Here is a 12,452-nt window from a genome sequence, read left to right as displayed (position 1 = left end):
TCATGTCGGTCCGAACGACCACTGGCTTGAATGTCCAGACCTGATTGGCGGAATCGGTGATCTCATGTTGTGGACCGTTGCATGCACGCTCGTCGGAGTTGGGGCGTCTTCTCGGGCCGGCGTTCGTCTTTGCCAGCCCACGGTTTGGTTTCGTTTTGTGTGGTGCCGCGCCCAGCGTTCCGCGCGGCACCACCATGATCAACGGGTGATCCGCTCGAATAGTCGATCCGCTGTGGCGGTCACTTCCCTCGCCGCGGGGTGATCGGGGTGGGTCAGGGTGAGCGGCATGCCGTGGTCCCACATCATGCCCATCACCTGGCTCCATGAAAGACCCGTGTCCAGAACCGGGTAGACGAAGGAACTGGCCAGGCGCGCGCAGTGCTCCAGGGCCTCAGGGGGCAGTTCTTGGTCGAAGATGGGGACGGCCGCGATGACTCTCCCTGCGGCGGATGAGGGATCGAGTCCATCGCGGACAAGGCTGGTGTTGACGTTCGCGATCGCCGTTTCGTCCTCATAGGACCGGTATACGTGAGTGATGTCGCCGGGCCGTGGGGCCTCTGGATCGTCTGCGGCTTCGATCCCTGGCTGTTCGGGCCCCTCAAGCGGGGCGCGCTGGTGCTCGATCCATCCGGCCGGATCCCACTCCATGCCGAACAGCTCCCGGCCCAGGGTGCCGACCGCGGTCAGAAACGGTTCGCGCTGCGCCTCGATCCATGGGCCCACCCGCGTGAGACCGTCGTCCGCATCCTCGACGCCCGACCAATTGGCACCGTCATCGCCCGGCCGCGCCAGCACCTCGACGTCGGTGTCCCTGTGCGGATGCAGGTCCCACAGCGTGTCGGCCAGGGGCGTGCCGGTCGTGCGCGCCTGCACGACGGCGTCATCCAGCAGGGCAGTCGGTGCGACAGGTTCGGGGCCAGCATCCATGCCGATCTCCACGTACACGTCGTAGGCGTCGTCCAGCCAGTTCATCATCGCCGTGCGACGTTGCCGACGTTGGTGGATGGGCCAGTAACGATCGGAGTACACGGTCTCGGTCCATCCGAACAGATCACCATAGATGCGGACACAGGTGATCGCGACGTCGGCGAACCCAGCCGCGAACCGGACCTCTGGGCCTGCGCCGATGGGAGCGGTGTCGAGCAGAATCAAGTCAGCGTGGGCCTGCGCCGCCTCCAACGCTCGGCGCTGATACTCGACGCTGGTGCCTACCAGCCCGGTGAGCAGCCGCAGTTCACCATCGTTGTCGCCACGGTGGAGTATCCGTTCCCCACCGCCGGCCGCCCACGGCGTCGTTCCGCCGTCCAATGCCTGGCCTTTCACCGCGTTCTCAAGCGAGCGCTGAGGGTCCAGGTCAGCCAGCAACACCCGCTTGCCCTGCCTTGCCCACGCCGCGGCCACCTCCAGCAGCATCGTCGAGCGTCCGAGTCCTCCTCGGCGGGCCAGGCACGCCACGGTGATTCCGCGCCGCGCTCCCAGCCCAGCGGAGGCCATCAGCTCGGCATAGGGACCTGCCAGGAACTCCGGCTCGGGCAGCTGGGCGGCGAAGTCGACGGTGTCCGCGTCCCGCCACAGCGCGATGCGGCGCAGCATGCTGCTCCACCTGGCGATCAGCCACGGTGTCAGCGCGTCCTGGTACTCCGCGTCGGCGCGTTCGGTGGCCAACCAGCACGCCGACGCTCCCGCAGGCTGTTGCGCAGCAAGGTCCATGCAGGCTCGACGCCACCTCTGCCCCGCCCGGGTGAGGACAATCTCGCCACCGCCGTCGAGCCGGTACAGCCGGACTCGACCCCGCGACAGCGCGGTAAAGCGCAGCCCCGGCACGCCGATCAGCCGGTCCTCCCCGCTTGTCTCGCCGCCGCCGGGGATCGTGCGGGGCAGGATCGCCTCGGCCAGCAGGGAAATCCCGTCCTCGGTCAGGTCGAGGTCGATACTGGTGATGGTCGGCGAGACACTGCGGATGGCGTAGACGCCGCCGAGCTGCGCGGGTCGGTGCCTGCCAATGTGGAGGGCCAGACCGGCAAGCACAACGGCCTCGATCGTCGCTTGTCCCGTGGTCGCCGCGGCCGGAACAAGCGGACCGCCGCCGTGCTGGTGCTGCTCCACTACGCGTTGACGCGCGAGCTGGTGTGCTTCCCCTGTGTAAACCCTGCGCTTGGCAGGAAGATCAAACAAACGCCGCTGAACGGCCATGGCCGACGCCTTTCCTCGACACACCCCGCCCGGCTCGGTCGTGTCGAAGTCACGCACCGACAAATAGAAAACCCACACGTGCACGGCGAGCTTCAGCTAGTTCTGCCAGCCCGAATGCAGCATCCAATGCCGGGGATACCGCGCCAGCAGGGCCGCCGTCCGGCCTGCGACGACAGCATACCCACGGCCGCGAGACATCACCGGCAAGGCGATAGGCCATGTACCTCCGAACCCCCGCTGCTGCCTCCGCCTCTAGGGTCCGAGCACCGTCACCTTCGTCCGGGACAAGGGCAGCTGCGGCGCAAAGCGCTTCAGGCTCTTCCTGTGGCGCTTGAGCAGGTAGAACGGGATTATTTAATCGATATCGACTAAATAAGTGTTCGATGGCCGAGGTTCGCCAGGTTCGTGCAGGTTAGGTGTCCGACAAACCGGTGGCGGCGAGGAGGGCGACTGCGTCGGCAAGGACGTCGGCCGGTGTCACCGTGTGCCCTGCTTTCGTGCTTTCCCAGTAGCAGGCTCGCTCAAGGTGGATACCGAACGGTCCTGCCAGGCGCAGACGGACTTGGTGATCGCGAGCTTCGTTTTGGTCCGCGTCGGGCGGCCGAGGCGCATTCTGCCCTGCCGTGCGCGCAGCCTCGGGTGGCAGTGGCTTGTACTTCTCGGTCCAGCCACGGCTCTCAAGCTCGGCATGAACCGCAGCTGTGAGCAGGCCGTCCATGGTGACGATGAGTTCGCCGGCGTTCACGGCCGCGGTGAACGCGGCCTCGTGTCCATCGCGAGCCCGCTTGCGTTCCTGTGGGTCCGTCATGCGTTTCATCGTCTTGTTTCGCGGGCGCCACCAGCGGCGTGCGCGTTCTTTTTCCGCGAAGAGGACCACGTGCAGAGCGACGTACTGGTCCTGCGTGACGTTGACGACGGCCGGGATGACGCCGATGACTCGGTCGATCGCGGCGCGCATAATGTCACCGGTGGTGATGATCTCGGAGCGCAACTGGTCCCGGTAGCGGGCGGCGAGTGCCGTGGGCTCCTCACCGGGCCGGGCGTCAGGCAGGTGGGACGAATCGCCGAAGTTGCCGTAGAAGGCCTCGAGCTGGTTGACCAGGTCTGCCGTTTCATGAAAGCAGGCTGCTTCGAGACGCTCGTGCAGGTCGTCGTCGAGCCGAACGCTGATCTGGTGCCGCTTGTCGCCGTGGATGTTGGTCGAGCCCCAGCGTCGACCGCCGCCGCGGCCGAGTGGCGGCACTGGATCATAGGGTCCGGTCCAGCCGCGGGCGTCGAGTTCGGCTTTGACGGCGGGTCCGATCAGTGTGTCGCGCGTGGTGATCAGCCTGCCGGCCTTGACCTCCTCCTCGAAATCCTTCTTCTGCTGGGCCCGCAGCATCGCGCGCTCGGTCGGGTTCTCGATCTTGCTGGCTTCTCGCTTGCGTGGCGCCTTCCACTGGCTCACCCGGATCTGCTCGGCGCGCATGAGCTCGCGCAGGGCTTCGCCTTGGTCGACGAACGGCACGAAGGTCTTGGATGTCACATTTAAACGATATCGACTAAATTTGTCCGTCGCATCGCCAAGCCTGGCTGGACGGAGCCTGAGCAACAGGGCTTCAGCTCAGCGAGCCGGACCGGCCGCGCATCCTGCTCGGCGGCGCTCCGCATTCATCGCCACCACGGTCCAGTCGCCCACAGCGCCCACGAGGCCGGTCGACGCCGGCCGCGGTCGCGGTCGCGAAGCGATAGCCGGACGCCGTGAGCCGGAACCGAGTCGGCGCCGTCCTGGTGCCGGACGTCGGGCTGCTTATCCAGCTGGCTGCGATGACGCTTTGTGCAGCGCTTCGGCCTGCGTAATCAAGGTAGCGGTGAGGGCGAGCTGGTCATGGCTCGACGGAGTACGCAGCGCAAGGGTGTCACTCTCCCAGGCGAGGCGGCCGTCGTCAGCGATCCTGATGGTGACGCGGTGGCGGGTCTCAGCGTCGTCGTCATCGAACTGCGACACGATCAGATCGGCCTGGTTGATCAGCAGCTCGCCCAACTCAAGGGCGCCCATCCGGCGTTCCTCTTCCTGGGCGGCGATGTCCGCCGGGGTCTGCAGCTCGGCCAGACGCCGGTGTGCCGCGGTGATGACGTACCCGCAGCGGACCGCGGCTTCGGTCAGGTTGTCGGCGCGCTGTTTCGGAGTCGCGGCGGGATCGAGCGCGTCGAGCGTCCACCTGGCGGCGGTCAGGGCTTGGCTGATCGCGTCCGCTTCAGGCGCCCGCTCCCCCAGCTCACCGACTTCGGCCGTGGTGCGTGCGCTGTCCAGCGTCGCCAGCAGCTGCGTGAGCTGCTGGCGCAGCTGCGGCAGCAGGGCGACCAACTCGGAGCGGTGGGCGCTAGATCCGGTTGTCACGTCTCTACTTCCTCGTGTTGCTGGGCCGGGTGGCCGGGTCGCTCCGGATCGAGGTCCTGGCGGGGCAGCTGGTTGGAGATCGCACCGTCGGTGCGCTGCATCAGCCCAGCGATGACGGCAATGACCTTCGCGGGCTCCCGGGTTGCCTCGGGCGTTCCGAACTTGTCCTTGACCGTATCCGGCGTCGTGCCGAGGGCCTCGGCGATACCGTCGACGATCTTCTGGGGCGGGGCCGCAGGGTCGGCGACCATCCACGCAGCGTGCAGTGTCGCCTTGAGCTCATCGGTCCAGGGCTGGTAGGACCTGGTGGGTTTGCCGTAGCCGCGCCGGCGCGGCTTGCGCACCTTCGCCGGCTGGTCAACTGGGAAAACCTCGCTAAACATGGGCCCGAGGTGCTCCAGCGCGCTGGAGCGCACGGTGAGCCGGCCTTCGATGCTGACCTCGGCGTCCGGTCCGGCACCGAGCACCTCGATGATGAGGGTGTCGGCCGCGGTCGTGTCAGTGCTTGCGGTCAGGACGTAGCGGCTGTCGTCGAGATCGACGGTGCGGGTGAACTCGAGCTGGGTGCCGTCGTCGTCGGGCTGTGGGCTGGACATCGGCTTTCCCTCCATGGTGCGTGCCGGTGCTGGATGAAGTGTGGCTGGGCGGGTGCGCCCGGGGACCTGAGCAGCGGGCGCTGGTGGCCGGCGGCCAGGCTTGGCGCGTGCGCCGCCCGCGGCAGCGGGCGCCTTGCCGCCGGCCACCGGGTCTGCTGCGCTCGGCTCCGGTCGCCGCGCCCACCACCAAATCCCAGGTCGGCATGGGTGGCAATCTGATTGCCACCTTGTGGCAGCAGCGATGGGGGTCTCGGCAGCCACCGTGTCGGGTGCCCACCGAAGATTTCAGTCCGGCACCCAAGATTTCAGTGGGGCCTGGCGCTGAGTCGATCAGGCTGCGTCGTTGAAAAGCTTCCGCTGGACCTCAAGGTAGCGACGCAGGTCCACGACGGGAGCGTCCGTCGAAGTCGGGGTCGACTCCGGAAACTCATCCAGATCGATCGAGTCGGACTGCTCCACAGAGAAGTCGACCGTGATGTTGCCGTTCTCGGAGTACGCCTTAACAGCACCAAGATCGGCGATGAGGCGGTCGATGATCTCGGCATCGAGGCTCTGGTTGCGGACAGCCTCGATGTAGGTGCGAAGTGAGTCGTTGTAGTTCTTGACGCACTCCGGTTGCGCCCGCTTCCGCTTGCGGACGATCGCGACGGCTGCAGTGGCCGTCCCGACGACAGTCAGCGTGGCGAGCCCCGCGATGACGACTGGCTTCTTGAGCATCCAGGCTGCCGCTTCAACCACATCCTCGTTCGGCTTGGAAGCCGAGATCTCCTTGAGGTGGGCCACGAGGCGTCCTGCGGGGTTACGCACCACGCCGCCCCAGCGGATCAGTTCGCCGGCGGCTAGACGCTCCGCGATCTCTAGCGGAATGTCGAAGTCGACCTCAGTGATCATTCGTGGTCCTCGGCTGTGCTCGTGTGGGCTACTGAGCCAGATGCTAGCGCTGACCTCCGACAGGCTCGGGTCTCTGACTGCTGCCGTACTGAAGTCTTCGCCAGCACCCACGGCGGGACGGAGAGTGCCCGGATGATTTCAGTGCCCAGGTCACGGGGCCCCGGCTACTGAAATCCTCGGTGGCGCGCAGCACATCGTCAGGAGTGTTCCGTCTCGTCCTCGAGTTCGGGGAGGTCGCGGAGCCTAATGCCGTCGGTGGGAAGCGTGCTGAGGTCGACGCCTTCGCGGATGAGCCGGGAGACCACCACGGAGGTGGATTTGCGCAGGTTGGTGCTGTTGTCGAGGTAGAGCTGTGTTGTGGCCAGCGAGGCGTGTCCAAGCTGCAGGCGGATCTGGTTGAGCGAGGCGCCGGCGTCGTCGGCCTCCTGGGCGTGGGCGTGCCGGAGCTGGTGCGGGTGCAGCCGACCAGCATTGGCCAGGACGAGCGCGGCCTCGGCGACGATGGGGTGATCGGAAGTGGGATCGAGCAGGCCGCCGAGCCGGTTGAGGACGTAGGTGACCGCCTGCGTCGACAGCCGCCGCCCGTTGATTGAGGTGAGCAGCGGCTGCGCGACGGCGGGCCGGTTGCTGACCTGTCCGGCGAGGGTGACGTCGGTGCCGGTATCCGAGGGAACCCGGTCGAGCAGGTAGTCGTCGATGAGCGCGAGCTGGTGGTCGTCGAGCCCGACCCAGCGGTACTTGCCGCCCTTGCCGCGCACGTAGAGCGCGGGGACGCCACCGGGGCCGGAACGGTGCAGGTCGTCGATGTCCAGGTTGCACAGCTCGGCCGCGCGCAGGCCGGTGCCCGGCAGCAGCTCGGCGATCACGCGGTTGCGGGTCCGCATGGGCGAGGGGTCCAGCAGCGCGGCGACCTGCACCGCCTGCACCACCGCCAGCGGCGCGGCCACGGTCGGCGAGGCCGGAACGGCGGTGATGCCGAGGTTTTCGCGGTCCTGCCGGGTGATCAGGTCGGCGAACACGATCGTGGTGTGCTCGCGGCGGCGCATGGCCGAGTACCAGGCGCTGATCGCGCCGACACGGCGGTGCAGCGTGGTATCCGCGTCACCGCAGAACCGGCCGTACCGCGTCCAGGCGTGCGCGAGGTCGACGTCGACGTCGGTGAACGGGTTGACGTCGAAGGCCGCGCACCAGCGCAGGAAAGCCTGGGGCAGCGGGCCGGGTGAACGGCGCCCGCGCTTGCCGGTGACCGGTTCGCGCCAGGTCTGCATCGCCCGCGGCACGCCCAGGTCGATGGCGTAGTTCTTGGTGGTGTTCTCGCTGCCGCCTTTGATGTGGCTGCCTTCGTAGCTCAGGGTCAGCCACTTCACGGTCTGCTCCATCGCGAACGGCAACCAGTCCGGCACGCCGGCGTTCTGCAGTTCCGGGTACTCCTGCACGAACGCCGGTTCGGCCAGCACGAGGCTGGTGCTCACGTTCTTCCTCCTCTGGGCTGGTGTGCACGTTCGCGATGGACGTCGGGACTTCGCTGTCTACGTCGGGCCGGGTTACTGCAGGTCAGGCTTTGTCCTGCCAATCGTCGCGCCCGTGCGCCCGCAGGGACCCCAGGGTGGTGAGGTGCGCGCGCAGCCGCTCGCGGACTTCGACGTCGTCCCAGCCGAAGATCCTGGCCTCGGACGCGAACTCCTCGTCGGACCACACCGCGGCGAGTTCCTCGTCGGTCGGCTCGAAGTCGACCAGGCCCTCCACCCGAACGCGCAGTGCCGTGGCGGGGAGTCCAGCGATCGAGTCCGCGGTCCACAGGCTTCGCGTGGGTAGCCCGAGCGCAGTCCGCATCGACTCGATCCAGGTCATCGGGTTGATTTCCTGCCCGTCGAACAGCTCGCGGGCTGCGTCGCGGGGCGTGCGATTCATCTCCTGGATGTGCCAATGCTGCAGGAGCACGAGTGCCACGGCGATCTGGTCGGCGGCGGGCCATTCGCCGGGGATGTGGCCGCCGGGGCGAACCTGGTTGCAAAGGTCGGCCACGTGCTCGCCGAACTCGTCGAGCTCTTCCTCCAGGGCACGTTCGGGATCCGGGCCCAAGGTGACCAGCATTGGGTGACGGTGTTCGCCGACGTCAAAGCCGTAGGCCTCCAGGACGTCGTGGACGGCCTGGTTCATCGTCCTGGTGATGTGGGCGCGCAGCGCCGGCCTGCTGGAGTCGTGGCTGAGCGCGTCGGGGATGGTCCAGCCCACGTACGCCCCGCCCTCGGGGTCGGTGCGCGGCATGATCATCGCGCCACCGAGTGGGTTCTCCGCGACCCGGTCGTAGAGGGTGAACCCGGCCTCGACCAGTGCGGCGCCTATCCGGCGGGCGAGCTGCGCCTGCGGGTCGACCCGGTCGTGGATGTAGACGAAACCGCCGGTCGAGATCCGCGCGAGCTGCTGCCGCCGGTGCCGCTCGTACAGCTCCTGGTAGGCGCGTCGACGGGCTGCCTCGTCCTCGGTCACGGTGATGAAGTCCTTCCTGGTCGATGGTCGCAGTGAAGACGGTCGACCACTCTGGTCACGTCGATGCGGCACTGCTGGTGGGTTTCGAGTAGCGAGCCAAGTTCGTCAATCTTTGCATGTCAGAAGGCTGTTCAGGGCTTGCGAGCAGCGTTCTAGTAGCTCCCGGTAATCAGAGTGCGACGGTTCGTTCAATCCGAACTCCCGGTCGAGCCGCTCGAGGGAACCGCGTCGTCATCCTCGTCTTGCGCCGCAGTCACGAGCTCGGCGAGGTGGGCCCGAAGTCCGGCGTCGTCGCCCGGGCTGGCCGTGGCAAGCGCGGTGAGCAGCTGCGCGCGAAGCCGGCTCAGCTCCTCGGCGGCACCCTGATTGCGTTCTGCGGCGGCCGTGGCTTGTTCCTCGCGAGTCGCGAGCGTGGCGACCTGGCCGGCCAGGTCGGTGATCGTGCTGTTCAGTTCGGCGACCCGGGCAGCCGTCTCGCGTTCGGTGTCCTTGCGCTCGCGATCGAACCTGGCTTGCTGGTCGTCGAGCTTGCCCTCAAGTTCGGTGCGCTGTTCCTGCAGGGCCGTCGCCGCTTCTGTCCGCGCGGTGGTGAGGGCGGTCTCGTGCGCGGTGCGCTGCTGGTCGATCAGGCTGCGCAGCTCGTTGGTCGTGTTGGTGAACTGCTGGGCTTGGGCGGTGAGCTGGTTGTTGGCGCCGGTCAGTTCCCCGATCCGGGTGGCTTGCTCGGAGATCGTCTCGTTCGCCGTCGTCAGCGACTCGGTGGCTTCTTTGGCGGCTTGCCGGGCGGCCTCTGCTCGGGTGTTGGCGTCCTTCTCCCGAGTCTCGGCGTCCCTCTTCGCGGTCCGGGCCTCGTCGGCTTCGACGAGCGCCATGCCCTCGTTGCGCCGGGCCTCGGCGGCTTCGTTGACGGCCGTCTGCTGGGCAGCGAGCGCGTTGTTGCGCGCGGCGTTGGCGGCCTGGGTCTCCCTGCGGGCCAGGTCCGCGTCGGCGACAGCCTGCTCGGCGCGAGCGAGCGCCTGGGCGACCTCGCCGACCAGGCGCTCGTCGAGCTGGGTGAGGTCGCCGCGTACCGGGTCGAGCACGACGAACAGGGCGTCGAGGGCGGTGCGCAGGTCGGCGAGGTGGCGGGCCTGGGCGCCGATGTCGAGCTGGGACAGGGGCCCGGTGCCGCCGTAGACGGCCAGCCACAGGTCGTGTGCGTCGTCGAGCCGGGCGCAGGTGACGTCCTTGCCGCGGTGGTCCTGGCCCCAGACGTGCGCGCAGTGCCTGGGACGTGGTCCGCCGCCCCGGCTGGCCGGTTTGCGCGGGTGGCGCTGGCAAAACTCGCACAGCTCCGGGTCGGCGAGCTGCTCGCGCCGTTCGTCGCCGCGGCGGAACGCCGGCGGGGTGGGAGCCCGCTCCGTCAGCGCGTTCGTCTCGTCGTCAACGGCGTCACCAGGGGAAACGGCCGGGCCGGGCTCGTCACTTTCCATGATCAAGATTCTACAGGATCAAGTTAGAAAACTCTAACTTGTAGTCTTAGTTTTCTAACTTGAACATGACTAGACCCGTCGTTTTCGATAACCTGTGTTATCGAATAGAAGTTGATCTATGCGGCGTCTCGCGCGCGCCGAACGCGTGTCCCGGCTCGCTGAAGGTGGCGACGACGGCTCAGAAAACATGGGGCCGAAGGTGACGGAACGGTGAGCCGCGCGGCGCCGGCACGGTGAGGAACAATGACGGCATGGAAGCAGGGGTCAACTTCGCGATCGTGCATGTCGGTGACGGACGCCGGGACCTAACGTGGCGTGGTCCCGAACGGGACAACGACGATGAGGACATTCCCGGCACAGAGACCGACTACGCGGTTGATCTAGGCCTGTTCGACCTGCCGAAACTCGTCGGCGCGCTGATCCGGGCGCATGCCAGGAGCCACCCCGGCAGCGTGGACAACATGCGGCGCGAGATCCAATCCGCCCTGGACGATCACCTGGAACCGTAGGCCGGGTCGGCAAACGCCGGAATAGGAGCGCAACAGTCGATGAGTTCGTGAGTTCGATCAGTGTTGTCGGCCGCCTTGATCGTGCCTGGACCAGGACCTTTAGGTGTGGTCGGCTGTTCTCGACGAGGTAGCCCCGGGCGCCGGATTGCCGCGCTTGCGGCGTCTCCCGCTGGTCGACCGGCCGTTCACCGAGGAGACGCTGCCGTCATTCCTGGGGTCGGCTGGCGGCGCTCAACCACCTCAACGACGACGAGCTGGTGTTCTGCTTGACCGGACGGGACAAGCTCGACCGAACCGGCCTCGTGGCCGGGTCGTTTCGTCACGGTGACGACTGGCGAGGGCCCCGGGGAAGTGCGGATGCGCCCGCGGCCGTTCCAGCGTGCGGCAGGTGTGCTGGCACTGCGGAGGTGCGGCGTGCCCCCGGGGGGGGGCGCGTCCCGCTCGAAGGCCGACTCCCGACCGGCGGGTGCAACCTGGCACGCACACGTGCGCGCTCTCGGTCACCCGAACTCCCCCGGTGATCACCGGCTCGCTGCTGAGTCCCCGACCTTCTCCGAGGTCAACAGCTGGGCCGGATTCTCGCAGGCAGGAACATGAGTCCCCGCTCTTGGGCGCCCGGGAGTGACTGCGCGATCAGTGCCGTTCGGGGATGATCACCGGGTTGTCGGTCTGAGTGTCGATCTCGCCGACCAGCGTCCACTCCGCGCCGTCCTTGCGGCACAGAAAACTCAACCGCAGGACCGTGCCGCGCTCGCGTCGCCAGTCTTGCCTGGTCTGGCCCTCCGACCAGACCGGCGGAGTGGTGGGCTCAAGGAAGAACGGCAACATCTCGCCGACGGGCAACCCGCTCGTCGGCGTGGTGCGGCCGGTGTCATCGGCGCCGGGCACGCCGGACGCTGGATCGGCGCCGGGACCGGTGCCCCGCACGAACTTCAGCGGGCTCCACAGGTGCGCTGCGCCGGCTTCGGAAGACGGGCCGCCCGCAAGAGGAGCACTCTGACCGCGCCACGGGTTGTCGTTGCGGATGGTCACGACCAGCTCTTCCAGCCCGCCAAGTTCGGGCGGGCCGAGCAGTTCCACGGTGAGCTTGGAGTCCGGGGAGCCGGCGTTGGCCGGGGTACACCGAACCCGCAGCCGCGGGGTGAGTTCGGCGTGCCGACGGTCGCCCTCCAGCGCGACTGTGGTCTCGTCGGCGACCGCCGAGCGCTTGTTGGCCCGCGCCGCCATGCGGGCGTAGCCGACGCTGCCGAGCGAAATGAGCCCGGAGACGATCGCCACAATCAGCGCTGCCTGGTCCATGCCCGCGGACTCTAGACCTGTCGCGGGGCGTCAGTCGCCGACGACGCGGTCGGCATTGCGCTCGGGCGTGAGACCGGTGATCTGCTCGTCGAGCAGCACGGTGCCGGGCAGGGGCTCGAACGTCTCGTTCACCAGGACCAGGTGCGCGATGATGAGGGTTGGCTGTTGCGCCCTGTCGATGATCTTGGTCTGATCGTCCAGGTGGGCGAGGCGCCATCCTCGTTTGCGTGTTTCGCCGATCACCCAGAACAGGGCCGATTCCAGCGCAAGGTCGCGGAACTCCGGTCCGGCGCGCAGTTCGTCGTGCTGGCGGTCGTCAGTGTCGGCGATGGAGGCGCTCAACGAGCCGTACACGATCGCGAGCGCGTCGGCGGGCTTGCCAGTAGGGCTGCCGGTGGGGTGGAGGTTGAACGTCCAGATGTCGTTGTCGTCGCGGGTGCCGTGCAGGACGATGGCCAGCACACCGTCGGCGTTGAACAGGTCCGGCGCGACATCGAGCGGTTTCCTTGTGGTGTAAGGCAAAGGCATGGTTTTCCCTTTTCGCGGATGTGATCGGCGCCGGACCGACAAGGGCGAGCTCGGAGTCGTTGTGGCTCGCGGTCGTTGAGGCGCCACGGTAGCG

11 protein-coding genes are annotated in these 12,452 nt (G+C 67.6%); 1 reads left to right on the top strand and 10 read right to left on the bottom strand.

What is annotated here, in order from left to right; all coding sequences use genetic code 11:
* Positions 1-198: 198 nt before the first annotated feature.
* From BMY97_RS40890 to BMY97_RS40855, 8 genes are all read right to left on the bottom strand, one after another.
* Complete coding sequence (locus BMY97_RS40890) at positions 199-2,250, bottom strand: nucleotide-binding protein (protein ID WP_143086431.1); 2,052 nt, start codon at positions 2,248-2,250, stop codon at positions 199-201.
* A 355-nt stretch (positions 2,251-2,605) separates the two neighbouring features.
* A complete protein-coding gene (locus BMY97_RS40885) occupies positions 2,606-3,718 on the bottom strand; it encodes a hypothetical protein (protein ID WP_091628418.1) in 1,113 nt (370 codons plus the stop codon).
* Positions 3,719-3,982: 264 nt separating this feature from the next.
* Positions 3,983-4,540 carry a hypothetical protein gene (locus BMY97_RS40880; RefSeq protein ID WP_177231777.1) on the bottom strand — a complete coding sequence of 186 codons (558 nt, stop codon included), beginning with the start codon at positions 4,538-4,540 and terminating at the stop codon, positions 3,983-3,985.
* Between the two features lie 29 nt (positions 4,541-4,569).
* Positions 4,570-5,169: a hypothetical protein gene (locus BMY97_RS40875; RefSeq protein WP_091628415.1), complete on the bottom strand. Its 600-nt coding sequence runs from the start codon at positions 5,167-5,169 to the stop codon at positions 4,570-4,572.
* A gap of 330 nt (positions 5,170-5,499) precedes the next feature.
* Positions 5,500-6,060, bottom strand: coding sequence for a hypothetical protein (locus BMY97_RS40870; protein ID WP_091628413.1), 561 nt, complete (start codon positions 6,058-6,060; stop codon positions 5,500-5,502).
* A gap of 197 nt (positions 6,061-6,257) precedes the next feature.
* Positions 6,258-7,532, bottom strand: coding sequence for a tyrosine-type recombinase/integrase (locus tag BMY97_RS40865; RefSeq protein ID WP_091628412.1), 1,275 nt, complete (start codon positions 7,530-7,532; stop codon positions 6,258-6,260).
* An 82-nt stretch (positions 7,533-7,614) separates the two neighbouring features.
* Positions 7,615-8,550 (bottom strand): hypothetical protein, encoded by a 936-nt coding sequence (locus BMY97_RS40860; protein ID WP_091628410.1) that lies wholly within the window; start codon positions 8,548-8,550, stop codon positions 7,615-7,617.
* A gap of 188 nt (positions 8,551-8,738) precedes the next feature.
* Positions 8,739-10,022 (bottom strand): coiled-coil domain-containing protein, encoded by a 1,284-nt coding sequence (locus BMY97_RS40855; RefSeq protein ID WP_091628408.1) that lies wholly within the window; start codon positions 10,020-10,022, stop codon positions 8,739-8,741.
* A 251-nt stretch (positions 10,023-10,273) separates the two neighbouring features.
* On the opposite strand from BMY97_RS40855, the gene BMY97_RS40850 reads away from it, so the two are divergent.
* The gene (locus BMY97_RS40850; RefSeq protein WP_091628406.1) at positions 10,274-10,531 is read left to right on the top strand and encodes a hypothetical protein; all 258 of its coding nucleotides are present in this window, start codon (positions 10,274-10,276) and stop codon (positions 10,529-10,531) included.
* Positions 10,532-11,164: 633 nt separating this feature from the next.
* On the opposite strand, the gene BMY97_RS40845 is transcribed toward BMY97_RS40850, so the two are convergent.
* Both BMY97_RS40845 and BMY97_RS40840 read right to left on the bottom strand, forming a co-directional pair.
* Entirely contained in the window at positions 11,165-11,830 is a 666-nt protein-coding gene (locus BMY97_RS40845) for a hypothetical protein (RefSeq protein WP_091628405.1), read from the bottom strand.
* A gap of 30 nt (positions 11,831-11,860) precedes the next feature.
* A complete protein-coding gene (locus tag BMY97_RS40840; RefSeq protein ID WP_143086430.1) occupies positions 11,861-12,358 on the bottom strand; it encodes a hypothetical protein in 498 nt (165 codons plus the stop codon).
* Between the last annotated feature and the right edge of the window lie 94 nt (positions 12,359-12,452).

This window comes from Amycolatopsis saalfeldensis (genome assembly GCF_900110575.1).
GTDB classification, from domain to species: domain Bacteria; phylum Actinomycetota; class Actinomycetes; order Mycobacteriales; family Pseudonocardiaceae; genus Amycolatopsis; species Amycolatopsis saalfeldensis.
Note: the sequence above shows the minus strand (reverse complement) of the source record. Positions and strands in the feature narration are given on the sequence as shown.